General features: G+C 58.5%; 25 protein-coding genes. 10 read left to right on the top strand and 15 right to left on the bottom strand.

The genetic code is table 11. The annotated features are described in order from the left end of the window. Positions 1-123: 123 nt before the first annotated feature. Positions 124-600 (bottom strand): YcgN family cysteine cluster protein, encoded by a 477-nt coding sequence (locus HRR99_RS03995; RefSeq protein ID WP_233122861.1) that lies wholly within the window; start codon positions 598-600, stop codon positions 124-126. A gap of 186 nt (positions 601-786) precedes the next feature. On the opposite strand from HRR99_RS03995, the gene HRR99_RS03990 reads away from it, so the two are divergent. The 7 genes from HRR99_RS03990 to HRR99_RS03960 all read left to right on the top strand — a co-directional run bounded on the left by HRR99_RS03990 (position 787) and on the right by HRR99_RS03960 (position 8,654). Beyond that, a complete protein-coding gene (locus HRR99_RS03990; RefSeq protein ID WP_233122860.1) occupies positions 787-2,967 on the top strand; it encodes a transglycosylase domain-containing protein in 2,181 nt (726 codons plus the stop codon). Positions 2,968-3,141: 174 nt separating this feature from the next. Next, positions 3,142-3,600, top strand: a complete 459-nt coding sequence (locus HRR99_RS03985) for a thiol-disulfide oxidoreductase DCC family protein (protein ID WP_233122859.1) — start codon at positions 3,142-3,144, stop codon at positions 3,598-3,600. Further along, positions 3,597-5,258 carry a saccharopine dehydrogenase family protein gene (locus HRR99_RS03980; protein WP_233122858.1) on the top strand — a complete coding sequence of 554 codons (1,662 nt, stop codon included), beginning with the start codon at positions 3,597-3,599 and terminating at the stop codon, positions 5,256-5,258. The genes HRR99_RS03985 and HRR99_RS03980 overlap by 4 nt, the downstream gene beginning before the upstream one ends. A gap of 109 nt (positions 5,259-5,367) precedes the next feature. Next, the gene (locus HRR99_RS03975) at positions 5,368-5,799 is read left to right on the top strand and encodes a DUF2231 domain-containing protein (protein WP_111839755.1); all 432 of its coding nucleotides are present in this window, start codon (positions 5,368-5,370) and stop codon (positions 5,797-5,799) included. Next, positions 5,799-7,262 carry a PQQ-dependent sugar dehydrogenase gene (locus HRR99_RS03970; RefSeq protein ID WP_233122857.1) on the top strand — a complete coding sequence of 488 codons (1,464 nt, stop codon included), beginning with the start codon at positions 5,799-5,801 and terminating at the stop codon, positions 7,260-7,262. Before HRR99_RS03975 ends, HRR99_RS03970 begins: the two co-directional genes overlap by 1 nt. A gap of 263 nt (positions 7,263-7,525) precedes the next feature. Continuing rightward, entirely contained in the window at positions 7,526-8,113 is a 588-nt protein-coding gene (locus HRR99_RS03965; RefSeq protein ID WP_233122856.1) for a DUF1214 domain-containing protein, read from the top strand. Then, positions 8,106-8,654: a DUF1254 domain-containing protein gene (locus HRR99_RS03960; RefSeq protein WP_233122855.1), complete on the top strand. Its 549-nt coding sequence runs from the start codon at positions 8,106-8,108 to the stop codon at positions 8,652-8,654. Before HRR99_RS03965 ends, HRR99_RS03960 begins: the two co-directional genes overlap by 8 nt. A gap of 21 nt (positions 8,655-8,675) precedes the next feature. Here HRR99_RS03960 and HRR99_RS03955 read toward each other — a convergent pair whose 3' ends face one another. Then, positions 8,676-8,885: a hypothetical protein gene (locus HRR99_RS03955; RefSeq protein WP_233122854.1), complete on the bottom strand. Its 210-nt coding sequence runs from the start codon at positions 8,883-8,885 to the stop codon at positions 8,676-8,678. Positions 8,886-9,597: 712 nt separating this feature from the next. Here HRR99_RS03955 and HRR99_RS03950 point away from each other — a divergent pair. Beyond that, on the top strand, positions 9,598-10,563 hold the full coding sequence (locus HRR99_RS03950) for a DUF2336 domain-containing protein (protein ID WP_233122853.1): 966 nt from the start codon (positions 9,598-9,600) through the stop codon (positions 10,561-10,563). 347 nt (positions 10,564-10,910) lie between these two features. Here the strand turns inward: HRR99_RS03950 and HRR99_RS03945 are convergent, their stop codons facing one another. The 3 genes from HRR99_RS03945 to HRR99_RS03935 are packed head-to-tail and all read right to left on the bottom strand — an operon-like array spanning position 10,911 to position 13,731. Beyond that, positions 10,911-11,252, bottom strand: a complete 342-nt coding sequence (locus tag HRR99_RS03945) for a DUF1491 family protein (RefSeq protein ID WP_233122852.1) — start codon at positions 11,250-11,252, stop codon at positions 10,911-10,913. A gap of 24 nt (positions 11,253-11,276) precedes the next feature. Beyond that, complete coding sequence (locus tag HRR99_RS03940) at positions 11,277-12,230, bottom strand: peptidoglycan-binding domain-containing protein (protein ID WP_233122851.1); 954 nt, start codon at positions 12,228-12,230, stop codon at positions 11,277-11,279. Then, positions 12,202-13,731: a sensor histidine kinase gene (locus HRR99_RS03935; RefSeq protein ID WP_233123407.1), complete on the bottom strand. Its 1,530-nt coding sequence runs from the start codon at positions 13,729-13,731 to the stop codon at positions 12,202-12,204. Before HRR99_RS03935 ends, HRR99_RS03940 begins: the two co-directional genes overlap by 29 nt. 480 nt (positions 13,732-14,211) lie before the next feature. Here HRR99_RS03935 and HRR99_RS03930 point away from each other — a divergent pair, with 480 nt between their 5' ends. Beyond that, positions 14,212-14,643 (top strand): DUF5330 domain-containing protein, encoded by a 432-nt coding sequence (locus HRR99_RS03930; RefSeq protein WP_233122850.1) that lies wholly within the window; start codon positions 14,212-14,214, stop codon positions 14,641-14,643. 211 nt (positions 14,644-14,854) lie between these two features. Further along, complete coding sequence (locus HRR99_RS03925; RefSeq protein WP_233122849.1) at positions 14,855-15,271, top strand: SufE family protein; 417 nt, start codon at positions 14,855-14,857, stop codon at positions 15,269-15,271. A 9-nt stretch (positions 15,272-15,280) separates the two neighbouring features. Here HRR99_RS03925 and HRR99_RS03920 read toward each other — a convergent pair whose 3' ends face one another. The 10 genes from HRR99_RS03920 to HRR99_RS03875 form a co-directional block, all read right to left on the bottom strand. Then, positions 15,281-16,087, bottom strand: coding sequence for a DUF6456 domain-containing protein (locus HRR99_RS03920; protein WP_233122848.1), 807 nt, complete (start codon positions 16,085-16,087; stop codon positions 15,281-15,283). After that, a complete protein-coding gene (locus tag HRR99_RS03915; RefSeq protein WP_233122847.1) occupies positions 16,080-16,493 on the bottom strand; it encodes a hypothetical protein in 414 nt (137 codons plus the stop codon). The genes HRR99_RS03920 and HRR99_RS03915 overlap by 8 nt, the downstream gene beginning before the upstream one ends. Before the next feature lie 208 nt (positions 16,494-16,701). Further along, the gene (locus tag HRR99_RS03910) at positions 16,702-17,130 is read right to left on the bottom strand and encodes a Ros/MucR family transcriptional regulator (protein WP_111840738.1); all 429 of its coding nucleotides are present in this window, start codon (positions 17,128-17,130) and stop codon (positions 16,702-16,704) included. A 415-nt stretch (positions 17,131-17,545) separates the two neighbouring features. After that, complete coding sequence (gene mnhG / locus HRR99_RS03905) at positions 17,546-17,887, bottom strand: monovalent cation/H(+) antiporter subunit G (protein WP_422387289.1); 342 nt, start codon at positions 17,885-17,887, stop codon at positions 17,546-17,548. Beyond that, positions 17,884-18,273, bottom strand: a complete 390-nt coding sequence (locus tag HRR99_RS03900) for a cation:proton antiporter (protein ID WP_233122846.1) — start codon at positions 18,271-18,273, stop codon at positions 17,884-17,886. Before HRR99_RS03900 ends, mnhG begins: the two co-directional genes overlap by 4 nt. Then, the gene (locus HRR99_RS03895) at positions 18,270-18,749 is read right to left on the bottom strand and encodes a Na+/H+ antiporter subunit E (protein ID WP_233122845.1); all 480 of its coding nucleotides are present in this window, start codon (positions 18,747-18,749) and stop codon (positions 18,270-18,272) included. The genes HRR99_RS03900 and HRR99_RS03895 overlap by 4 nt, the downstream gene beginning before the upstream one ends. Beyond that, on the bottom strand, positions 18,746-20,308 hold the full coding sequence (locus HRR99_RS03890; protein WP_233122844.1) for a Na+/H+ antiporter subunit D: 1,563 nt from the start codon (positions 20,306-20,308) through the stop codon (positions 18,746-18,748). The genes HRR99_RS03895 and HRR99_RS03890 overlap by 4 nt, the downstream gene beginning before the upstream one ends. Before the next feature lie 17 nt (positions 20,309-20,325). After that, positions 20,326-20,703, bottom strand: a complete 378-nt coding sequence (locus HRR99_RS03885) for a Na+/H+ antiporter subunit C (protein ID WP_233122843.1) — start codon at positions 20,701-20,703, stop codon at positions 20,326-20,328. Further along, positions 20,703-21,122 (bottom strand): Na(+)/H(+) antiporter subunit B, encoded by a 420-nt coding sequence (locus HRR99_RS03880; RefSeq protein ID WP_233122842.1) that lies wholly within the window; start codon positions 21,120-21,122, stop codon positions 20,703-20,705. Before HRR99_RS03880 ends, HRR99_RS03885 begins: the two co-directional genes overlap by 1 nt. Beyond that, a complete protein-coding gene (locus HRR99_RS03875) occupies positions 21,119-23,476 on the bottom strand; it encodes a putative monovalent cation/H+ antiporter subunit A (RefSeq protein WP_233122841.1) in 2,358 nt (785 codons plus the stop codon). The genes HRR99_RS03880 and HRR99_RS03875 overlap by 4 nt, the downstream gene beginning before the upstream one ends. Positions 23,477-23,488: the final 12 nt, after the last annotated feature.

Raw genomic sequence — 23,488 nt, 5'->3', positions numbered from 1 at the left:
GTGACAGGAATCCAGTCGTCGCGCGTCTGCGCGGCGGGACGAGTCTTTTCAGCCCAAGGACTTGGGCTGGCTGGATTCCTGTGACAAGCACAGGAATGAGGGTGGAGTGGATGCAAGATGATCTCACCGCTGCTGCGCCTCCGGCTGCTCTCCCACCGTCAACGGCCAGTCCACCACATAGTTCTCGAAATCATCCACCTCCACCTTCAGCTCGTTTACTGTACGACCACGGGCGGAAATGCCGGCCACATGCACCGTCTCAGGGTCGCCCGAAACCAGATGATGCCACCAGTAGAGGTCCTCGCCATCGCGCACCAGCGCATAGGCGCAGGTGGGTGGCAGCCATCCGATTTCGTTGACCAGCTTGAGGTTCAGCTGAATGCAATCCGGCACCGTAGCGAACCGGTTGGGGTAATCCGAGCACTGACAGCTATCCCCATCCAGCAACTGGCAGGCAACGGAGGTGAACACCACGTCGCCTGTGTCCCAATCCTCAAGCTTGTTGAGACAGCACAGGCCGCAGCCATCACACAGGCTTTCCCACTCGCTGTTACTCATTTGCGCCAGCGATTTGGTTTTCCAGAATGGCGCGTCACTCATCGTTAACATTTCCGTTTCATTTTGGGGCGCCGGGCGGCAACATGGCATAGCCCGTTTTGTCATATCGCAATCTTCAGGATTTTAAGATAACTCTAAAATCTGGCAGAGTGGTGGTGAGGGAAATGACCCGCGCAAGGTTGTTGCGTCAAGCATCCGCTCGCCATATCGAACAGGAATTCGTTTTACGTGCAGGAAGATAAAGACAAGAAACAAGCGCGTCGTAAACGCCATATCCTGCTACGGATCGATTCCTTCATCGATTCCGGCCTGTGGACGGCTGCATCCCGCGTTTTGGATTTCTGGGAAGACGTTACCATTGCATCCCGCAAACTGCACGTGCGCGGGTGGAAGAAATTCCTCATCAACATTGCCGACGATGCGCTGACGGTCGGCACCGCTGGCACCGTGCTGATGCTCGCTCTGGCCCTGCCCGCCTTCGAGGAGACCAAAAAGGACTGGCGTTATCGCGGTGATTTTGCTGTCACATTCCTCGATCGTTACGGCAATACCATCGGCCATCGCGGCATCATCCACGAAGATTCCGTGCCGATCGACCAGATGCCGGATCATTTCATCAAGGCGGTTCTGGCGACCGAAGACCGGCGCTTCTTCGAGCATTTCGGCATCGATTTCATCGGCCTTGCCCGCGCCATGAGCGAAAACGCCCGTGCAGGCGGGGTCGTGCAGGGTGGCTCGACGCTGACGCAGCAATTGGCCAAGAACCTGTTTTTGACCAATGAACGCTCGCTGGAACGCAAGATCAAGGAGGCCTTTCTGGCGTTGTGGCTGGAAGCCAACATGTCCAAGAAGGAAATCCTCAGCCTTTATCTCGACCGCGCCTATATGGGCGGCGGCACCTTTGGTGCGGCGGCGGCGGCGCAATTCTATTTCGGCAAGAACCTGACGGATGTGACGCTGGCGGAATCCGCCATTCTGGCGGGCCTGTTCAAGGCACCGGCGAAATACGCGCCGCACGTCAACCTTCCTGCGGCGCGCGCGCGCGCCAACACGGTTCTTTCCAACCTCGTTCAGGGTGGATTGATGACTGAGGGTCAGGTCGTCGGCGCACGCCGCAACCCGGCCACCGTCATCGACCGTGAAGACGTGAAAGCACCGGATTACTTCCTCGACTGGGCCTTTGACGAGGTGCAGAAACTGGCCAAGGACGGCAAGCTCAGGGACCACACCGTCGTGGTGCGCACCACCATCGACAGCGGCCTGCAACAGGCCGCCGAACAGGCCATGGAAGGCAGCCTCCGCGAGTTCGGCGAAGGCTACAAGGTCAAGCAGGGCGCGATGGTGATGATCGAAAATGGCGGCGGAATCCGCGCCATGGTCGGCGGTCGCGACTATGGCGAAAGCCAGTTCAACCGCGCAACGGCAGCGTTACGCCAGCCGGGATCGTCCTTCAAGGTCTACACCTACTCCGCAGCCATGGAAAAAGGCTACAAGCCGGAAACGCTGATTTCGGACGCGCCCGTCACATGGCGCGGCTGGTCGCCGCAGAACTATGGCCGCTCCTATGCCGGCAAGGTCACCTTGCAGGTGGCGCTGGCCAAATCCTACAACACCGTGCCGGTGCGCCTTGCCAAGGATGTGCTGGGCACGCAGATCATTGCCGATACCGCAAAGGCCATGGGCGTGGCCACACCGCTGCGCACCGACAAGACCATCCCACTCGGCACCTCTGAACTGACGGTGCTGGATCAGGCGACCGGCTATGCCGTGTTCCCGGCCAACGGCATGCAATCGCGCCGCCACGGCATCGAGCAGGTGCTGGATTATGAAGGCAAGGTTCTCTACGATTTCGACCGCGACGAACCGCCCGCACACCGGGTGCTGTCGGAAGAAGCCAATTCTAAGATGAACCGCATGCTGGTGACCATTCCCGTGGAAGGCACCGCCCGGCGCGGCGCGTTGGATAACGGCATCGTCTCCGGCGGCAAGACCGGCACCTCGCAATCCTACCGCGATGCCTGGTATGTGGGCTTCACCGGCAACTACACGACCGCCGTGTGGTTCGGTAACGACGACTTCACCTCCATGAACAACATGACCGGCGGCGCCCTGCCCGCCATGACGTTCAAACGCCTCATGGACTATGCCCACCAAGGCATGGAACTGCGCCCCATCCCCGGCATCCAGAACCCGCTGCCATCAGGCTCTCGCCCCAAACCAGTGGCTGGCGCAGAAGTGGCCGCAGCAGACGCCAACGCCCTACCAGCCCTCACCCGCCCCCGCTCTCTCTCCGCAGAGGCAACACGCGTTATCCGCTCGATCGGCAAACAATTGAAGGAGGCATCTGCGCCTTCGTTGACGGTGCAGAAGGTGGCGGATGTTGGTGGGGATGTGGGCGTGAAGCGGTAGAGGCACATGCTGCAGTTAGTCGCTTCTGTATTTGACTTTCAGCTATTACGCCCTCGCCAGGTTGGATACTGCTTCACACCGTTTTACCGTACCGTCAGACAAGACAATCTTCCGGTTGCCCGTAGGGCTCGACATCTCTAAGTTGCTTCTGACGCAATACGGATGCACCTTGGGATGATCGAAAGCCGCGAGCCGTTTTCTTACAAGGAAGACAAATCCGTTCCAACCTTTCCCGACACCGCTGTGTTCACCGTCATGGACGCTCAGTGCGGTCTCTGCGCAAAGGGCGCTACCTGGATTGCGCAGAACGACTTGAAACAAGAATTCAAGATTGTACCGCTGCAATCGGCGTTAGGGAACGCTTTGATCGCTCACTATGGCATGAATCCTGACGACCCAGCATCTTGGTTATATGTCGAGGATGGGCGCGCCTTCTGCTCGCTCAACGCTTTCATTCGCGCCGGACATCGATTAGGTGGGAAATGGAAGCTACTGTCTTTGCTTGATATTCTCCCTACTTCCTTACAAGATCGCCTCTATCGTTTTTTTGCAGTCAACCGTCTCCGCTTTTTCGGAAGCGCCGATTTGTGCGAATTGCCACATTCTGAAGTTCAAAAGAGACTGTTACGTTGAAAATACTCATTCTTGGTGGATACGGCGTTTTTGGCGGCAGGTTGGCTCAGCTGCTTGGCGACATTGACAATCTGGAAATCCTCATAGGTGGACGCAATCTTTCGAAAGCCGTTGATTTTTGTGCGACCTATCGCGGCAAGTCAAAAGTCCGCCCTCTGAAATCAGACCGAGACCAGATCGACAGTCTTCTTCAAACGGAACAACCCGAACTGTTGGTCGATGCGTCCGGGCCCTTTCAAAATTATGGACCGAAACCCTACGGCGTGATCGAGGCTTGCATTACGCATGGCGTCAATTATGTCGATTTTTCCGATTCGTCAGACTTCGTGTTAGGTGTGTCGCAATATGATGCCGCAGCAAACGCTGCCGGAATATTCGTTCTGTCAGGCGTCAGCAGTTTTCCAGTATTGACCGCAGCAGTTCTGCGGGAAATGGCGAAAACAATGGACATTATCTCCGTGCGCGGCGGAATTGCGCCCTCCCCCTTTGCCGGAATTGGCCTGAATGTCATGCGGGCGGTGGTGGGATATGCGGGAGAACCCGTCAAGCTTTGGCGAAACGGCAAGCAGGCTCATGCGCCAGGACTTACGGAAAGTATGCGTTACACCATTGCCGCCCCCGGAAAACTACCGCTTAAAAACATCCATTTTTCGTTGGTGGATGTGCCGGACCTTCAGGTTATCCCACCCGAGCACCCGTCTTTACAAAATATATGGATGGGGGCCGGACCTGTGCCAGAGATTTTGCATCGCGTGCTCAACGTGCTCGCAAAAGTACGTTCAAGATTTCCACTGCCTTCGCTCGTTCCGCTCTCCAGGCTCTTTTACACGGCTCTCAACGTCATGAAGTTCGGAGAACATCGCGGCGGTATGTTCGTTCATGCGATCGGCACTAGGAATGAACAGAAGACAGAACAAAGCTGGCACTTATTGGCGGAAGGAGATGACGGCCCTTACATTCCTTCCATGGCGATAGAGATTATCATTCGCAAGCTTCTGTCGGGCATCAGACCAGCCACTGGCGCACGACCGGCCACCCGGGCACTGGAACTCGCGGACTACGAGCAGATATTTTCCACTCGCTCCATATTCGCCGGATTTCGCGGTGCCGAGACCCAAACCGATCCCGTTTACAAACAGGTATTGGGGCCTCGTTTTGAAACCTTACCTGAAACAGTAAAAGCTTTGCATGACTCCCAGCAGGCACGCAGCTGGCAAGGAAGCGCCACGGTCAAACGCGGGCGCTCTGCCTTTGCGCGGCTTATCTGCAAATTCATGAAATTCCCACAAGGTTCGGACGGTGTTCCGGTGCAGGTCGTCATAACGCCTGGGCACAATTGTGAATTATGGACCAGAACATTCGGGCAAACGACTTTCTCATCACGACAATCAGTCGGCAGCGGCAGAAACAAATATCTGGTCTTGGAGCGGTTTGGCGCCACAGTTGTCGCGCTGGCCTGCGTAGTAGAAGACGACAAACTCTATCTTGTTCCCAGAAGGTGGTCTCTGTTTGGCATTCCCTTTCCCGTATGGCTACTAGGAAAGGAAGAGAGCTTCGAGATGGAGCAAAACGGCAATTTCTGCTTTCATGTCAATATTTCGCTCCGTGGCATCGGTCTCATCGTTTCATACCAGGGACATCTTCGCCCCACCCGTTAGTCTTTGCTGCAACCAATCCCACATCCAACCGTTAGCTCAATATCCTTTAAAACGTCCAAGTCGCACAATGACTTGGACGTTCTTACCATTTCAGGTTGGAGTTCGGCCTATGAGTGAAGCGTCTCGCAGAGAAGCCTCTGCCTATCCCTTTCAATCCCTATTCGTGCCATTTCCCTTCGTGTGCTTTTCGCTGGCGCTGGGAACCGACATTGCCTTTTGGCAGACGGCCAATCTGATGTGGCAGAATTTTTCGGCCTGGTTGTTGTTTGCCGGGCTGGTGTTCGGCGGGCTGGCGATCCTGGCGGGGGTGGTGGATGTGTTGCGGGCGCGCACGCGGCCTATGCGTCCGTCGTTTTTCGCGATCGTTCTGTTTCTGGTTATGCTGGTACTGGCTTTCGCCAACAGTCTTGTTCATGCCGGTGATGGCTGGACGGCGGTGATGCCCTATGGGTTGCTGCTTTCGGCGGTGACATTCGTCGTTTCGCTGATGGCGGTTGCCGCTTCTACCCGCAAATATGCACGTCTGGCTTGGAGAGTATGATGATCGCGCGCCGCCTTATTCACACGGCTGTCCTGATGGGCAGTGTCGCCGTCGTCCTTTCCGCATGCAACCAGCAGGACGCAAATTTCGATCCGGCCCAGCAGATCGGGGCCGACCCTGTGCTGCCGGAGCCTTCGCGGAACCTCATTCCCGACCTGAAGGTGGCCGAGGTCATCGGCTGGAAGGACGGCGAGATGCCGACCGTGCCGGATGGTTTGAAAATTTCGGTTTACCAGAAGGATCTGGTCAATCCCCGCACCGTGCACACGCTGCCCAACGGTGATGTGCTGGTGGTGCAGTCCCGTGCACCTGCCGGTGAGGCACCGACGCGGCCAAAAGACATTATCCGCGGCTGGATCATGGCGATTGCGCATGGAGAAACCGGCGGTACGCCCAAGGAAAGCAACATCATTACCCTGCTGCGAGATACCAACCGCGATGGCGTGGTAGATGAGCGCCACGAGTTGCTGACGAAGCTGGATTCTCCCTTTGGCGTCGCCTTTGCCGATAACACGCTCTACGTGGCGACAGCGTCCAACATCGTCGCCTATCCCTACCAGTTGGGGCAGAACGAGATTACGGCTGAGCCGAGAATCCTCACGCCTCTGCCCGGCGGGCCGATCAACCACCACTGGACGAAGGATCTGGCGCTGAGCCCGGATGGCAAGTTCCTCTACGCCTCCGTCGGCTCAAATTCCAACATCGTGGAAAACGGTATCGAGGCTGAAAAGAACCGCGCGGCAATCTTGCAGGTGGACCGCCAGACGGGCGCGTTCAAGCTGTTTGCGTCCGGCCTGCGCAACCCCAATGGTCTGGCGTTCAACCCTGAAAGCAAGGAACTCTGGGCTGTCATCAACGAGCGCGACGAGCTCGGTCCCAACCTCGTGCCCGATTACATGACATCGGTAAAGGAAGGTGCGTTCTATGGCTGGCCGTGGAGCTATTACGGCAACCATGTCGATGCCCGTGTTCACCCGCCGCGTCCTGATATGGTGGAGAAGGCTATCAAGCCTGATTACGCGCTCTCAAGCCATGTTGCCGCACTCGGCCTAACATTTTCGCTGAACTCCGCCCTGCCCGCAGCCTACGCAAACGGCGCATTCATCGGCGAGCACGGCAGTTGGAACCGCAACGCCTTCAACGGTTACCGCGTGACCTATGTGCCATTCGAAAACGGCAAGCCAGCAGGCAAGACGCAGGATGTGGTCACCGGCTTCATTCAGGGCGACAAGGCCCGAGGCAGACCAGTCGGCGTCGGCATCGATGGCACTGGCGCGCTGCTTGTGGCTGACGATGCGGGCAACACGGTCTGGCGTGTCGCTGCCGCCGATGGCAAGGTTACACCTGCGCCGGTGGCGACGGACGACGTGTCAGGTACTGCTGCTGCATCATCCACACCTGCCCCTGCGACACCGGCACCTGCGGCAACACCGACACCAACAGCACCGGCCCCTGCGAACTGACGCTGCATTTCAGCAAACGCCGCTAACCCTCGGGTTGGCGGCGTTTGTTCGTTCATCCCAAGGACATGATAGCTGATAGGTTTCAGCCGCTCAGAAACCCTCGAACGCGTTACACACCGCATCGGGCGGTTAGGTGGCAATTCAGCGCATCACCAGCAAAGGGCGTGGACATTTGCGCAAAGCCTTGTCTCCGCTTCGTTCTGCCCATTTCCCCGCAACGAAATCAATGCTAACGCTGGCCTGTTCCAAAACGGGAAAACAGCGTGTTTCGAGTTCCATTCCTTGTCGCGATTTCACTCATCATCGCCTTTGGCGGTGGCATATTGTCAACGTTTGCGGCGTTGGAAGCAACCGAAGGGTTCGGTTCGATCAAGATCGGCGCGTGGGATGCGTTTCCCGAAGCGCAGACCATCGAGGCCGACCCTTACGCGAAATCGCACCGGGCAGATGCGGGCAAGCTTCTGTATGGAACGGCAGAGGGCCTGAGCTTTTCTGCCGCCGCCGATAGCAGCGGCCAGCGGCTATCAGGCGACTGCCGTTACCGGCTGACCGGCACCTTGCCGCCTGCGCGCTTCTGGACGCTTTATGTCGCGGACCAACAGGGTAATCTTCTGGATGACGGCACCGGGCGACCCATGGCGTTGAACTCCCGCACGTTGCTGCATGGTGCGGGCGGTGGCATGGACATCAGCGTTGCCGCCTCTGCGCAGACCTATAATTGGCTGGCGGTGCCACCTAACGGCCATTTCAAGCTGGTGCTGACGCTGCTGGACACACCTGTTGCGGGCAGCACGGGGCTGATCGACATCAAGATGCCGGACATCAAGACGACAGGATGCGGCAATGCTTAAAGTGCTTTTCGCCGTCTTCGTCGGACTTGTGGGTGCCGCCGTTCTGCATCTGGTCATTCTGCTGGCAACGCCGCATTTTTCCAACCGCGATGCGTACACACGCGCGATGGCGGAAGGCGCGCCCAATGCATTTCACCTGTTGGATGAAGCCAGTGAAAAGAAGGCTCTGGGCAGTGGCGATCCCTTCATGCGGGTCGCCGTGTGCACGTTCGATGTGGATGAAAAGCCTGTGCGTCTGGCGGCTTTCGGGGCTGTGCCGTTCTGGTCGGTTGCCGTTTTCGACAGCGCCTCCAACGAAATCTTCAGCATGAACGACCGTACCTCAGCGGGTGGCGAGCTGGATATTCTGGTTGCAAACCAGGTGCAACTGGCCGCTATTCGCAAGGCGCAGCCATCAGGCCTTTCCAAGTCCATTCTGGTGGAGGCGGGGCAGAACAAGGGCTATGCCGTGTTGCGCACCATGGTGCCGCAGTCCTCTTTCGGCGAGGAAGCCACGCGATTTCTAAGCGAGGCAAAATGCGAGCAGACGCCGTGGTCGTAAACGGCGGCCTGACGTTTGAACTCAGGAACCAATAGCCGCATCCGGCGTGACGGACACGACCTTGCGCTTTCTCGGTTTTCTCTGCGTCTGAATATCGATCTCGACCTCAGGGCGCTCGTAGCGAACGCCGGTGAAGAACAGAAGCTGGGCGGGACCACCCGTGGGCTTTTGCACATCCGTCGGTCGGCTCAGGCGGCGGGCCGCTGCATAAAACGAAATAATTTCCGTCATAGTCTTCTCCTCTCAGGGGCATGACGCTTGGTTGTTGAATAATCGCGCGGAGAATTAAAGAAACGCGCGGGAATGCCATCACCACAACATTGTGCATTTCCAGTCCACAGACTGGCATGGGAGACGAGAGGCCGCTGCAAACCATGTCGCTTGCTACAGTAAAGCCTAAATTTCTTTATCGAAATCTAACACCGAATCTGAAAGCCGCCTATGGGATTACAAACACGCAGAAGTTAATCATTCGTTAACACTAATGTTCCGGCTTTGAACCATATGCCATTAAAATTGAGTGTGTTATTTATACCGTCCGTAAAGGTTGAGTTCACGGTTCTGTGAGTCCAGAAACGGGCCTTCTCCCAAAGTCATTGTAATCAATAACCAATTCCGAAAAATCCAGAAATTGCGGGTTATTTTTGCAGCGCAATAAATTTGACGGGCGTCATTTGCTTGCTGTCTAACGTGCCTTAGCCGACATGATGGCGGTCAGGGGCTCGTCTTTATCGGCCAGTGGTCGATGGGACGAGTTCCCGCTGAGGATACGCGACGTTGCGATGCCCATCCGAGTTCCCGGTACGCCCAAAAATATTGTCTTAAAAATTTGCTGTGCATAGCGGCAAAAAAGTCCTTTGCGCCAGTGCTGGTTAACAGCGCGTCAACACGTTTGTTATAGTTTGAACGGATCGTTTTGTTTTGCGTCACATTGGGTATTGCGTTGACCGACCGGTTTCGAGAGTTAGAAAGGCCTAGTGCCGAGAGGAAGAAAGATGTGGTGCTGATGGCCACTGTTTCGAGTTTTGAAGGGCTTTCTCATCCGTCCAAATCCGAGCTTCGCCAGTTTGCGGAGCTGTTCATGCCGCTCTTCACCGCCTCCACACCGGAAGCGAAGCGTGAAGCGGTGGCGGCATTGTCACAGAACCCCAACGTCCCCTCGGCGGTCGCCTTCTTCATCGCCAGCCAGCCCATCGGCGTTTCCGCACCCTTTCTGGTGTCGTCGAAGTGCCTTGATGACGATACGCTGATTGCCATTGCCCGCAGCCAGGGTGGCGCCCATGCGCGCACCATCGTGCGCCGCGACGACCTTTCGCCTACGGTTATCGATGCCTTGGTGGGACTGCGCCATTCGCGCAATGCCCCCTCGCCTGCTACGGAGCAGCCCACCGTCTCGCGTACCATGGAAAAGACGATTGCCGAGCGCGAAGAAGATTTGCGCCGCCAGTTGCGCACCATGGCACGCCAGCTTCACCGCCCGGTCAGCGATGGCCTTGGGGTACGGCGCCTCACGGACGTTCAGGAAGCGCTGCTGGTGCGCTTTGCCCGAGAACGCAATGCCCGCCAGTTTTCCACCGCCCTGTCGGACTCCCTATCGGCAAGCCACTGGCTGTCGGAACGCATCATGCTGGACATTTCCGGCCAGCAACTGGCCACCACCATGATCGGACTCGGCATGGACTTCGCCGACGCAGCCTTCGTGCTGGAATGCTTCTACCCGCACCTCAAAGCCCGGGAAGACGACATGACGCGTGCGGAAGCCATGCTCGACAAGCTCGACGCCGCCCAATGCGAAGACCGCATCGAGAGCTGGCGGCGCGCGGACCGGTATACGGTTGATCCGAGCCGGGAAACCGCAGTGCCGCAGCAGGACGAGCGGGACCGTGAGCGGATGGTGGTGAGGCGGTAAGCTGATTTTTAGCGGAAATTTGGATGCAGTTGGAAGGCGTCGATGCGTTAGCGTTGGCGCTTTTTGTGTTGTGGCGGCGCGTAAGTTCGCAGGCGGCAGTGGGTGGGGTTTACCCCCCTCTGGCCTGCCGGCCATCTCCCCCACAGGTGGGGAGATCGACTCGTGGAGAGCTCTCGGCCATCTCTCGCGTCGAGAGTGAAGTGGTGTCAGAGCGCCCAGCCGATCTCCCTCCTTGTGGGGGAGATGTCCGGCAGGACAGAGGGGGGTGAGCCCCACCCACTACAGCCGCGACAAGGCGACAAACCACCGTCGCCAAGACTGTTACTGCCGCCCAAAGCCCCCGAACCTCAAGCAACAACCGTAAACAACCCCTCCACGGTTTCCGTCTCCAACTCCACCACCCATAGATCGCTGTCGAACCGCTGTTCCTTCTCCAGCAGCGCCTCGACATCCGGCGATTGCGCATTCGTCAGTCGGCGCTCGAAACGGCGTTCGGCCCTTTCTTCCTCATCGTCGGAGAAGCTTTGCGGGGCTGGGCCGTAGAGGTTTTCCAGACCGCTGCGAAGGCGCTGGCGAATGAAGATGGCGCCTGCGGCGTCTGCACCCTTGCGCTCGATGGCGGCGAAGTCACCGGCGGCGAAGACGCGGCGCAGGAGGGCGGAGACGACGATCTCGGATTTAAGGCGCATGGCAGGAGCATTTCCAGGCTGGCATCACAAGGCGCCGATGGATTTCAGTTTCTTCAGCACGGCTTCACTGGGCTCGCCGGTTTCCGGCAGGCGGTAGTGCTTTTCGAAATTGCGGATGGCGGTGCGGGTCTGTTCGCCCGCCATGCCGTCCACCTTCACATCCGCATAGGCGATGTTGACGAGGCCCTGCTGGATCTTCGCGACGATATCCTTGGTCACAGGCTTGGCCGCGTTGCCTGATGTCAACGAAACCGACTGTGCCTTCGGCTTGCTCTCCTCGGCGCTGCGAATGGCGGCAGCCACGGGATCGATGGCGACGCCGCCGGAATTGGCGCTGGCGGGACGATCCTTCGGAAGCGCCTTGGGAATGGCGGCGACCGTCGTGGCGCTATCGATCTTGAGGGCAGACAGAATGCGGCTCGTCGGCTCGCCTGTCTGTTCCATGCCGACGGTTTCTTCGAAGAAGAGAATGGCGGCGGTGGTGCGCGGGCCGGTCATGCCATCGGCAACGCCTTCATAGAGGCCGCGACGGGCAAGCTCACGCTGGATTTCCGCTACGAGTTCGGAGGGCTGATGGGGCGTCGCCAGCGGGGGCAAGGCAGGCGCATCGTCGGGGACCGCAGCTGCTGCGGGCGCTTGCGGTGGCGCTGCCGGTTGCGGCGTGTCCGTCTGGCGCTCGATGCGGAAGGTGGTGACGTTGCCATTTTCGCCAAGGCCGGAGGCCACGCGATAACCGGCGATGCCGTTGGGATTTTCCTCATCGCGCGTGCGCAGGAAGGGCGATGGATGGTGGCCGGGCTGATACCACAGCGCATTGGCGGCGATGAAGCCGAAAACGACGAAAAAGGCGGTACAGCCGCCGACCAGTTTTGGATGCTGCAACAGTTGCCTTCCCATGGCCGAAGCAACCGTGGAAACGAAACCGGGCTCCTTGCGAGCCGATGTCTTCCTAGGCGATTTTCGCTTTGGCGCGGCCATCCGCAACATCCTCCTTCGTCATTTCATCTGCATCCACGACCTGCTTGAGACGCGGCGGAAATTCCACCGGGTGTCTCGCATCATCGCGGTCACCGCCAGCGGAGCGGCCAGAGCCATCCGCAGGCAGCAGGATCGTTACAATGGTGCCCTCACCCGCGCGGCTGGAAATCGCAAAGCTGCCGCCATGCAACTCCACCAATCCCTTGACCAGCGCAAGCCCAAGGCCCGTGCCTTCGTAGCGCCGTGTATATTCGTTCTGCACCTGCATGAAAGGCTGGCCCAGAAACGCCATCTTGTCTGCGGCGATGCCGATGCCGGTATCGCTGACGGTGAGCTTTAGCATGCCGCCTTCCAGCGATGCGTCCATGGTGACCACACCACCCGATTCGGTAAACTTGATGGCATTGCCTGCAAGATTGATGAGAACCTGCTGAACGGCGCGCTGATCGGCGACGACTTCACCGATATCACGCTGAACGCGGCTCGTCAGCGTCAGGCCCTTCTGTTTGGCCTGAAGACCCAGCATGCCTTCGCAGGTAGCGATGGCATCGCCGATGCGGAAGGGTTCCATGATCAGCTCATAGCGGCCTGCTTCCAGCTTGCTCATATCCAGCATGGTGTTGACCACCGACAGGAGATGGGCGCCCGACTGGCGGATCAAAGAGACGTATTCGCGCTGGCGATCGTTCTGCAGCTTGCCGAAATATTCGCCCGCCAGAACATCCGAAAAGCCGAGCACGGCATTGAGCGGCGTGCGCAATTCATGGCTGACGGCAGCGAGGAAACGCGACTTGGCATCGTTTGCCGATTCCGCCTCTGCCGCCTTGCGGGCAACCTCGGTTCGTAGCAATTCCTTCTCGGTAACATCGCGCAACTGACCGATAACGCCGGTCAGCCTGCCGAAGTCGTCGCGCTCTGCGGTCATATCCATGCGGGCATGAAGGAACTGCGTCTGGCGCGCGGAAACAGGATTGTCGAAGCGCAGATCGGCAATGGAGGACTCGTTGCCCTGGCGAAGGGCATCGAAAGCCTGCATCAGGCCGATGCGATCGGATACATGCACCAGTTCAGCAAAGAAATGACCGGCGCAGTTCTGAAACTTCGATGGAAACTGGCTGACATCGCGGCCCGCAACGTTTTTGACCACGCCATGCTCATCGAACACCAGCAGCAGGCCGGGCACCTGCGACGCAAGCACCATGTTGCCCATAACCGGAGAGGCCACGACGTCCTGCACTTTCTGGGGGCGACGCAGGGCAAGCATGGACGCAGCGGCGGCGAGGAAGATTGCGAACACGGTCGCAACGCCGAGCGGCAGCGCAACCGATACGGAAAAAGCCAGGCAGAAAGCAGCTGGCAAAACGACCAGCGCGGCCATGCCGAAGGCCACGAGACGACGCAACGCGTGGACCGTTTCCACCCGTATGCTGGCGTCTTCTTCCATGCGCGAAAGCCACATGCCGGTGGCATGATCAATCAACGCAATCGCTTTTTCCGTGATTTTACGCAATACTTGAACACCGAATTCCAAAGGGGCGAGGCCGCCCTTAACCATGCCCGACAATAGCGGCCCGCGGCTTAAGGAAAGGCTAAAAGCGGAGCCGCTGCCCCCGGTTAAAGCCCCGTGGAATCCCATTTCGAGGCATTTGGGGCAGACTTTGCATTTCATGGTTAATGACGGGTAAGCGAAGGATTTCGTTATATTTTTCCCTTCGCGTTAACATTTAAGGCACGGCGTAGTGGGCTTATCCCCTGCAATTGCGGGCCAGCGCCGCAATTATGCTTAATAGCATCCGTTAAACTTGTCTCGAATTCGCAATCTTCGTCCAGCCACGGAACAAATAGAGACAATTTGAATTAAATTCTGCCGGTTTTTGCAAATGGCTGTTGGTCTGTTGGCTCTAGGGTGATTGCAAGCCCGAAAAACAGGGCAAACACGGATGACCCGCAAAGGGCAACGGTCAAACAGGGTAGTGTCGCAATGTGGTTTTTGATCAAAGGGTCGATCTTCTTTTCGCTGGTACTGGTGGCGCTGTCCTACTTCGGCGGTTCCAGCGACAGCAATGCACCGACCTCGCAGATGAATGTCGCAGGCGCCGTATCGGCAGCCAGCGAAGCCTACCGCTATGTCAGCGCCATCTGCGTTGAGAAACCCGAGGTCTGCGAAAAAGGCGCCGAAACATTCCACGCCCTTGGCGAAAGAGCCCGCGAAGGCGCCAAGGTTGCCTACCAGCTGATCGATGCCCAGCTTGCAGGCAGCGAACAGCCCGCAAAACTTGCTACCGCCGAAGCGCCTGTCGTCCATGTCGATGCTCCCTTGGCGATCGAAGACGTCAAGGCCGATGCGATCCAGACCGGCACCATCAAATCGCAGCCCTACGTGCCCCTGCCCCAGCGCCGCCCAGCGCTCTGATCTAAAACAGTTCACGCGATTTCTTTCCGAGGCCGCCCGCCTCGTGACACCCCTTGCGGCTCATGCGTGAGCCGCCTGACTGCCCGACTTGCAAGCCCTGCACGAATTTGCTTCGTCGCAGGGCTTTTTTTCATCCCTGCGGCTGTTCAATTCACGCAGGCTTTGACCTATATGCTTGCCTATACGCATCCGACGAACGGACGACCGACCCATGACTTCTCTCGATAAAATCCTCGATGACTTCGCCTTTCTGGACGACTGGGAAGACCGCTATCGCTATGTCATCGAACTGGGCAAGGACCTGCCCGATCTCGCAGACGAGAAGAAGACCGCCGAAAACAAGGTGCAGGGATGCGCCAGTCAGGTCTGGGTCGTCAGCCACAGCGATGGCGGCGATGACCCCGTGTTGACCTTCGAGGGCGATTCCGACGCCCACATCGTGCGCGGACTGGTGGCCATCGTGCTGGCCGTTTACTCGGGAAAACACGCCTCCGAAATCGCCGGCCTCGACGCCATCGAAGTCTTCGGCAAAATCGGCCTCGTAGAACACCTCTCCTCCCAACGCGCCAACGGCCTGCGCTCCATGATCAACCGCATCCGTGGGGAAGCGCAGGTTTTGGCGGCTTGAGCCCCCTTTTTACAAAACCGGACGGTAACCCTCCGCGCCCCAATGATGCTGGCTGCGGCTTTGCGGAGCTAACGGTGGGGCGTAGTGGCGGGCAAGGCTTTGGAGGGCGGTGCGGAGCATGAGTTTTGCGGAGCGGACCGGCCATTGCCTTTCGCGCTCCACGACCTCAAGGCCTTTTTCGAAGCAGCAGATATCGATAGCGACGCCCGCCAGTTCCGGGCCCATGGCGTCGGCGGCGCGGGAGAAGCGCATGCGGGCGGCGACGGCTGTGTCGGTCAGGTCTTGCGCGCCATTGGCCTGCCCTTTGGTGCGTTTCGCCAGACGTGGCTCCCAGCTTGCGGTGATACGCGGGCTGAGCTGTCCCCGGTGGAAATCGCTGGCCAGCCTTTCGCCCGCTTCGATCGTATGGGCGGGAAAGAACAGTTTCCCATCGCGATCCTTCAAACGCAGCAGGGCCAAGAGGGGCGACGACAGTTCGTTGCGTCTTGCGGTCTGGCGCTCGCCTTCGATTTCGACGGAGACGACTTCGCAGTCACGGTGCTGCGCCTGAAATATCTCGTCCCGTTCCTTGACCATCGCACGTTTGAGGAAGGCGCTGGCCGCGGGCTGAGCGAAAAGCCGGTCGTTTTCACGGCGCAGCAATCCGGCGGAGCGGCCCTCTTCCAAAACGCCGTTGTCGATCTGCCTGATCTCACCGGTCTTTTCGAGGGTGATTTCCATATAGGCGCCTTGGTCTGTCACCATCGCGGCATCGCGACCGATGAAACGCAGCAGGCGCACGAGGGCGCGGTTTTGCTTGGCGGGTGCTTCAGGCATCGTGTGCGATCTCCAACGTTGGGATAAGCGGTTTGACGGCCTCTTCCACGGCCAGCACGAACTCATCGAAACCCGCATCGTCGCGCCGATCCTCGACATTCTGGCAGGTGATGCTGGCCGTGGATTGCTCCCGACCGAAACAGATTGCGACCTGCCACATGGGCAGGGACAGCGCGACATGGCTGATATAGAGCGCGATCTGGCGGATATGGGCCATGGCATGGCGACGGTCGCGACGCACCATCTCTCTATCAACGATATCCACGAACAGCTGATAGGTGATCTCCCGCACTCGCTGGCAGGCATCGCGGTTGACCTTGGGCACAGGCGGCGTAGGGATTGGCGGGGCAGAGTGATGGGGGGCGACGGGCGGTGGTGGGCCGGAAGGGTCGAGATTGAACGTCATGATGCAATTCCTCGTTAAATAGGAATTAATTCATACATCAGCAAAGCGATGGCGACAATCCGGTAATTCTAGTAGGAAATAACAGGTTTTAAATCATATATTCTGCAATAAGAAATTTATTAAGGATTATTTTCATATTTTCTTTGACCCAGAACGCACAAAAAAGCCGGCCACGAGGACCGGCTTTCCGTTAGAAAGATTGGTGTGATTAGCGACCGGACTTGCGGCGCTGGCCGAGGCCCATTTCCTTGGCGAGGCGCGAGCGCGCTTCTGCGTAGGCGGGAGCCACCATGGGGTAATCGACCGGCAGATCCCACTTGTCGCGGTATTCTTCCGGGCTGATGCTGTGATGTGTCGTCAGGTGACGCTTGAGCGACTTGAACGAACCACCACATTCCAGGCAGATGATCTGGTCATCCTGAACCGACTTGCGAACGGAGACCGCAGGCTTCTGCTTTTCAACATTAACAGCAGCCACCACCGGTGTGGAAGTGCCGCTCAGCGCCGTATGCACGTCGGAAATAAGGCCAGGCAGTTCCGTGACCGGAACGACGTGGTGGCTAACATAGGCAGCAACGATATCCGCCGTCAGTTCAACGAGCAGATCCTGCGCACCGCCGTATGTAGTTTCCGTCATTTATGTCTCTCCTGTTCGTATTTTCACCGGCATGGGCATATCCCGCCTACCTGTGAAACAAAGTTAAACCCTACCCACTGATTGCATCTTGCGAAGTTCAATTCCCGATTCTGATCTCCACAGAACAGGGAGTAATGCTTACGACATTTGCAAACACCGAAGAAATATCGTGCTATTCTCGAAGGAGGATAGATTAGGCATTATTAAAATACCAAGACGATTTCGCTGTTGCGCGTGCTGCAAATCAACATCATTCACGTTACCTGATGTGGATAACACCAAACCAAAAAAAGTCCAATTATTATTTTGGAACATTCCAGAGCAAATACCGACTATTCTACCTACAAGAAATGACAGGTAACAAAATTAGAGCTTATGTTGGAATTGTGGCCAAGCTTACAATAAAGCATTAGCATCAACTCAACTTACGGTTTACTTTCAACTCATCTTTTATGGTTATGCCTGATAAGCGATATCCAGCTTCATGTGCAGCTTTGGCCAACAAATGCGCCGATACCGGGGCAGTGAGAATAACAAAGCAAAAACCAATGAAAGACCGCGTGAATACGGCAAGTTCAAGTGAATTCAGACCGACGGCAAGAAGAAGCAGGCCGGAGCCGACTGTTCCCGCCTTGGATGCAGCGTGCATGCGAGTATAGAGGTCGGGAAAACGGTTGATACCGATGGCGGCGGCCAGCGAGAAAAGTGCGCCGCTGATCAGCAAAACCGAAACTGCGATGGCAATGATCCAGTTCATGATCGCTTCCCCCTGCCCGACCGTTTGCGCTGTTTGGGTGGATGCGATGGCTTGCCCGCGGGCATCTGGTCGGTGCCATCGAGCACCTGTTTTCCATGCTGCCCTGCCTGCGGCCTGCGGGACAGGATGAAACGGGCGAATGCAACTGTCGCAAGAAAGCCGACAAGCCCGAGCGCGATGGCAATATCCACGTAAAGATCAAAGCCCGTGCGAATGGCGATGACGCCCAGAAAACCGATGGCGATGCCGACCAGCATATCCAGCGCGATGACCCTGTCCGGCAGGGTAGGCCCGAGGACCACCCGCACCACAGTCAAGAGGAACGCGATGGAGAGGATGACGGAAGCGGCGAAGGTTGCGCCGGAGACCAGCGTTTCCGGTGTCATTTGCGGAATGCCTCCATGATCTTACGCTCGAAACCCTCAGCAATGGAGCGTTTTGTGGCCTCCACATCGCTGCAATCCAGCGCGTGGACATAGAGCGTCGCGCGATCGGAAGACACATCCACCGAGAGCGTGCCGGGTGTGAGCGTAATGAGATTGGCGAGCAACGTGATTTCGAAATCGCTTTTCACCTCCAGCGGATAAGCGAAAATGCCCGGCGTCAGGGCAAGGCGCGGTCTGATGACCAGCATGGCTACGGTCCAGGCGGACAGCGCCAATTCCTTGATGAACAGCAGCGCGAGCGACACAATGGCCGGGATGCGGCCCCAATAGGTCTCGCTCTCCCTCACCTGATGGCGGATGAGAAAGAGCGACAGCGCCGCAACACCCGCGCCGAACAGCCCGTTCGCTACCGTAAAACTTCCGGTGATGGCGAACCAGACGACAAGAAACAGCAGACCGATGACGAAACGGCTCATGGCGCACGCTCCTGCGGAAAGACCGAGCGGATATAGGCCGATGGCTCTGCCAGTTGATCCGCCGCCTGCTGGCTAAGCCGCACGACGGCGTCGGGGAACAGGCCAAAGCCGACGATGAGCAGTGTCAGGCCCACGAGCGGGACAAGGGATGGCGCAGGTGACTCGGTCTCGACCGCCTTCATGCCCGGCGGCGAGGAACGCCAGAAGCACAGCAGGTAGATGCGGGCAAAGGCGATAGTGCAGAGGAAGCCGGAAATGAGGATCGAAGCCGCCAGCCACCATGCGCCGATATCGATGGCCGATTTCGTCAGCATCAGTTTCGGCCAGAAGCCGGAGAAAGGCGGCAGGCCGGAGCCTGCGAAAAACAGTGCCAGCGCAAGGCCGGAGAACAGCGGTGCCTTTGCATAGAGACCGGAGAGTTCCGACAGCGTCGACGCACCGCCAAGGCGTATGGCGTGACCGATGGCGAGATAAAGCGCCGTCATGACGATCACGGAATTCAGCGCATAGAAGATGAGGCCGCCGAGCGCCGAAGGAGAGCCGATGGCAAGGCCTGCCAGCATGGTGCCTATGCCCGACACGACGATATAGCCCAGCAGGCGGCGAAGATCGTTCTGGGCCAGCGCACCCATGGCGCCCAGGAGCATGGTGAGCGCGGCGACGACGGCGATGACGAGGCTGAGTTCTTCCCGCTGCACCGGAAACAGCATGACCATCACGCGCAACAGCGCATAGATGCCGACCTTGGTGAGCAACCCGCCGAACAGCGCGGATACCACGAGTTTGGGCGTGTGATAGGAGGCGGGCAGCCAGAAATTGACGGGAAACGCCGCCGCCTTCATGGCGAAGGCCAGCAGGAACAACGCGCCGAGCGTCATCAGCGGAGCGCCGCCATCTGCCACCCTGACCTTCAGCGCAATGTCGGCCATGTTGAGCGTGCCGAAGATGGCATATAGGTAGCCGACCGTGATCAAAAACAGCGTGGTGCCGATGAGATTGAGCACGGCATATTTCAGTGCACCATCGATCTGCTCCTTGCGGGAGCCGAGCACGATGAGGCCGAAGGACGAGACCAGCAGAACTTCGAACCAGACATAGAGGTTGAAAATATCGCCGGTCAGAAACGCGCCGCTGACGCCTGCCATCAGCAGCATCAGAAACGGGTAAAAGCCATAGCGCGTGGACGCGTCACCGATTTCACCACGCGCGTGGATGGCGCAGCCAAGGGCCGCGATTGCGCCCGCAAGGGCGAGCGCCGCGCCGGTCAGGTCTGCGGTGAAGGCAATACCGAAGGGCGCCAGCCAGCGGCCCATGACCATGGTGAAGGGACCGCCCGTCGCAACCTTCCACAACAATGCAGCATCGATGGCGGTGAGCATGGCGAGGGCCGAAATTGCGATGGTGGAATGCAGGCGCGTGGCGTGCCGAACCATCATCAGGATAGCGCCGACCGATATGCACAGCGCGACCGGGGCGATGATCAGCCAATCCGACAGCACGGTTGGCTGGGTCACCAGTGCAGCGGCAAGATCGATGGGAGTGGAACCGGGTGCGGCCATATCAGTCGTGTTCGCTTTCAATACTTCAGCGGCGGCAAGGGTTCACGTGCCGGTTCGGCTGCGCGCATCTCGTCGGTATCGTCGGTTTTCAGCTCCTGAAACGCCCGCCAGACAAGGACCAGCAAAAAGCAGAAGAAGCAGAAGGATATGACGATGGCGGTCAGGATCAGCGCCTGCGGCAGCGGATTGGCAGCGGTTGGCGACAGCACATCCTGCCCCGCGCCGATCATGGGCGGCACCTCGCGTGTCAGCCTACCCGCGGTAAACAGAAGCAGGTTCACGGCGTTTCCGAACACGGCGATGCCCAGCAGCAGCCGTACGCTGTGGCGCGACAGCATGAGGTAAATGGCAACGCTGAAGAAGATGCCGACGAGGATCGAAAACACGGCTTCCATCAGTCACGCTCCCGTTCTTCCAGGGCCAGCGCAATGGAGGTGAAGCCACCGACCACGACAAGGTAGACGCCGATATCGAAGGAGATGACCGTTGCGAGCGGCACCTCTACCCCCGCGAAACTGGGGGTAACCCACAGCCCGGTCATGAAGGGCACGCCGACGAAAGCCGAGACGACGCCGGACAGCGTGGCAAGCAGCAGGCCGAAGCCAGAAATGGACAGCGGATGAAAGACGATGGCGCGCCTGACAGCAGCGGCGCCATAGGCGATGCCGTAAATCGCCAGCGCCGAAACCGCGATCAGCCCGCCGATGAACCCACCGCCCGGCTCGTTATGACCGCGCAGCAGGACGAAGATGGAAAACATGACCATGAGGCTGGTGATGACGGGCGCGGCGGTACGGAAGATGAGCGTGTTCATGGCTTACCCTCCGTCTTACCGACAGGCGCCGGTTTTGCGCCGTGGCGAATGCGGATCAGCGCCAGAATGGCAAGGCCGGTGACCATGACGACGGCGATTTCGCCCAGCGTATCGGTGCCTCTGAAGTCAACGATGATGACGTTGACCACGTTGTTTCCGTGGGCGATGACCTTGGAATAGGTGCTGAAAAAGGCGGTAAGGCTGGTATCGAAAGGCGCTTGCGTGGATTTGAGCAGCATCAGCGCAAAGCCGGTGCCGCAGGACAGCGCGATCGTGCCATCCAGCAGTTTCTGTCCGAGCTTGCGATGATCGGTGGGAGACAGGCGAAGGCGTGTCATGACCAGCGTCAGGATGACGACGAAAAGCGTTTCGACCATGAACTGCGTAAACGACAGGTCCGGTGCACCGAAGAGTAGAAACAACACCGCCACGGCGAAACCCTGAATGCCGAGCGCAACGATGGCCGTCAGGCGACTTGCTGCCGTCAGAACGGCGATGAGGCCGATGATGGCGATGGCGATGAAGGTGAGTTCGGGCAGCTGGATATCGGCAGGCCAGACCGGCATGACCGGCAACTCGCCATAGGCAAACAGCGGCACCAGCAGCACCAGCGCGATGATGGCGAAGGTCGCGGTGACGTAGAATTCCAGCCTGCCCGGCTGGATCATGCGGGTGACGTGGAAGGACAGTTTGACGAGGCTGGAGATGACGGCATCGAAAGCCTTGTCCGGTCCCGGCCCGGCAGCGGCGAAAGCGCGGACCATGAGGTGGCGTGCTAGGGAAAGCTTGGTGTAGATCATCACGCCCAGCGCCACCGTAAACAGCGACAACGCCAGGGGAACGCCGATATGCGGTATCAGCGATATCTCGACCGGGGAGGAATCACCCGCAATGGCCGTTGCCATGGGTGTGGAAATGGCGGCGTGAAACACTTCTGAAAACAGCGCGGAGATCAGACCGGCCAAGGCCAGGACCGCAGGTCCGAGCCAGAGCAGAAGCGGTCCCTCATGCGGATGTTTCAGCGTTTTGGAAGGCTTGCCGATAAAAGGTTTCAGGCCGACGGCAAGGGCGATGGCGAGCATGGCGGCATTGCCGATGATAGCGACGCCGACAAAAAGAATGGCGCGGGGATTGGCGTGCGCCAGTGCCGCATAAATCTCTTCCTTTGCCAGAAAGCCGAATAAGGGCGGCAGGCCCGCCATGGACAGCGCGGCAGTGATGGCGACGACGAAGGTGACGGGCATGGCCCGGCGAAGGCCGGAAAGCTTCGTCACATCACGCGTTCCCGTCTCATGGTCGATGGTGCCGACGACCATGAACAGGGCGCCTTTGAACAGGGAGTGCGCCACCAGATACAGCACGGCGGCTTCGATGGCATAGGGTGCGCCGAACCCGGTCAAAAGAACCAGAAGGCCGAGGGACGAGAGCGTCGTATAGGCCAGCATCAGTTTCAGATCGGTCTGGCGCAGCGCCAGAAACGCGCCGGTCAGCATGGTCAGCCCACCGAAGAAGGGCAGCAGGATTTCCCAGGCCACCGTATCGCCCATGACGGGGTTAAGCCGCATCAACAGATAGACGCCCGCCTTTACCATGGTCGCGGAATGCAGATAGGCCGACACCGGCGTCGGCGCTTCCATGGCATTGGGCAGCCAGAAGTGAAACGGAAACTGCGCCGATTTGGTGAAGGCACCGCCCAGCACCAGCACCAGCGTGGCGAAATAGAACGGGCTCTGGCGCAGCACATCATCGCCATGCACCAGCATCGAAAGCTGCGTCGTGCCGCTGATGTTCCAGATGAAGATGAGCCCCGCCAAAAGCGCAAGCCCGCCGCCGCCCGTCACCACCAGCGCCTGCAACGCCGCCCGTCGTGCCGCTTCGCGCCGGTGATCGAAGCCGATCAGCAGGAAGGAGGTGATCGATGTCAGTTCCCAATAGATGAACAGCATCAACAGGCTGTCGGACACCACAACGCCCAACATGGCGCCCATGAACAGTAGCAGAAAGGCCAGAAAACGCCCCTGCTGTGGATGGCCCTTCATGTAGCCGCCCGCGTAGAGCACGATCAGCGTGCCGATGCCGGTGATGAGCAGCGCGAATGTCAGCGAGAGACCATCGATGAACCAGGAGAAACTGAGGTTGAGGCTGGGCACCCAGGCGTAACCGCCGGTGACGACCTCACCTGCCGAGATCGTGGGTATGAAACCAAGGAAATGCACGAACGCAAGCGCCGGTGCCAGCGCCAGAAGCCAGACAGCATTGTGCCCCAGCCGGGCGAGTGCCAGCGGTGCGCACAATGCCATGACGAAAGGCAAAAACAGCACAACGAATGTCAGCAGCGTGACATTGGCAATCATCTCGTCTCCCAG

It is taken from the genome of Agrobacterium vaccinii, assembly GCF_021310995.1.
In the GTDB taxonomy this organism is placed as follows: Bacteria; Pseudomonadota; Alphaproteobacteria; order Rhizobiales; family Rhizobiaceae; genus Agrobacterium; species Agrobacterium vaccinii.
Note: the sequence above shows the minus strand (reverse complement) of the source record. Positions and strands in the feature narration are given on the sequence as shown.

Coding starts and splice junctions, on each gene's coding strand:
- HRR99_RS03900 (WP_233122846.1), bottom strand. CDS start 18,273: ATGACACCGGAAACGCTGGTCTCCGGCGCAACCTTCGCCGCTTCCGTC.
- HRR99_RS03910 (WP_111840738.1), bottom strand. CDS start 17,130: ATGACGGAAACTACATACGGCGGTGCGCAGGATCTGCTCGTTGAACTG.
- HRR99_RS03890 (WP_233122844.1), bottom strand. CDS start 20,308: ATGGCCGCACCCGGTTCCACTCCCATCGATCTTGCCGCTGCACTGGTG.
- HRR99_RS03895 (WP_233122845.1), bottom strand. CDS start 18,749: ATGAGCCGTTTCGTCATCGGTCTGCTGTTTCTTGTCGTCTGGTTCGCC.
- HRR99_RS03925 (WP_233122849.1), top strand. CDS start 14,855: ATGACTTCTCTCGATAAAATCCTCGATGACTTCGCCTTTCTGGACGAC.
- HRR99_RS03985 (WP_233122859.1), top strand. CDS start 3,142: ATGATCGAAAGCCGCGAGCCGTTTTCTTACAAGGAAGACAAATCCGTT.
- HRR99_RS03940 (WP_233122851.1), bottom strand. CDS start 12,230: ATGGCCGCGCCAAAGCGAAAATCGCCTAGGAAGACATCGGCTCGCAAG.
- HRR99_RS03955 (WP_233122854.1), bottom strand. CDS start 8,885: ATGACGGAAATTATTTCGTTTTATGCAGCGGCCCGCCGCCTGAGCCGA.
- HRR99_RS03875 (WP_233122841.1), bottom strand. CDS start 23,476: ATGATTGCCAATGTCACGCTGCTGACATTCGTTGTGCTGTTTTTGCCT.
- HRR99_RS03960 (WP_233122855.1), top strand. CDS start 8,106: ATGCTTAAAGTGCTTTTCGCCGTCTTCGTCGGACTTGTGGGTGCCGCC.
- HRR99_RS03945 (WP_233122852.1), bottom strand. CDS start 11,252: ATGCGCCTTAAATCCGAGATCGTCGTCTCCGCCCTCCTGCGCCGCGTC.
- HRR99_RS03995 (WP_233122861.1), bottom strand. CDS start 600: ATGAGTGACGCGCCATTCTGGAAAACCAAATCGCTGGCGCAAATGAGT.
- HRR99_RS03975 (WP_111839755.1), top strand. CDS start 5,368: ATGAGTGAAGCGTCTCGCAGAGAAGCCTCTGCCTATCCCTTTCAATCC.
- HRR99_RS03885 (WP_233122843.1), bottom strand. CDS start 20,703: ATGGAAGCCGTGTTTTCGATCCTCGTCGGCATCTTCTTCAGCGTTGCC.
- mnhG (WP_422387289.1), bottom strand. CDS start 17,887: ATGAACTGGATCATTGCCATCGCAGTTTCGGTTTTGCTGATCAGCGGC.
- HRR99_RS03930 (WP_233122850.1), top strand. CDS start 14,212: ATGTGGTTTTTGATCAAAGGGTCGATCTTCTTTTCGCTGGTACTGGTG.
- HRR99_RS03920 (WP_233122848.1), bottom strand. CDS start 16,087: ATGCCTGAAGCACCCGCCAAGCAAAACCGCGCCCTCGTGCGCCTGCTG.
- HRR99_RS03915 (WP_233122847.1), bottom strand. CDS start 16,493: ATGACGTTCAATCTCGACCCTTCCGGCCCACCACCGCCCGTCGCCCCC.
- HRR99_RS03880 (WP_233122842.1), bottom strand. CDS start 21,122: ATGAACACGCTCATCTTCCGTACCGCCGCGCCCGTCATCACCAGCCTC.
- HRR99_RS03970 (WP_233122857.1), top strand. CDS start 5,799: ATGATCGCGCGCCGCCTTATTCACACGGCTGTCCTGATGGGCAGTGTC.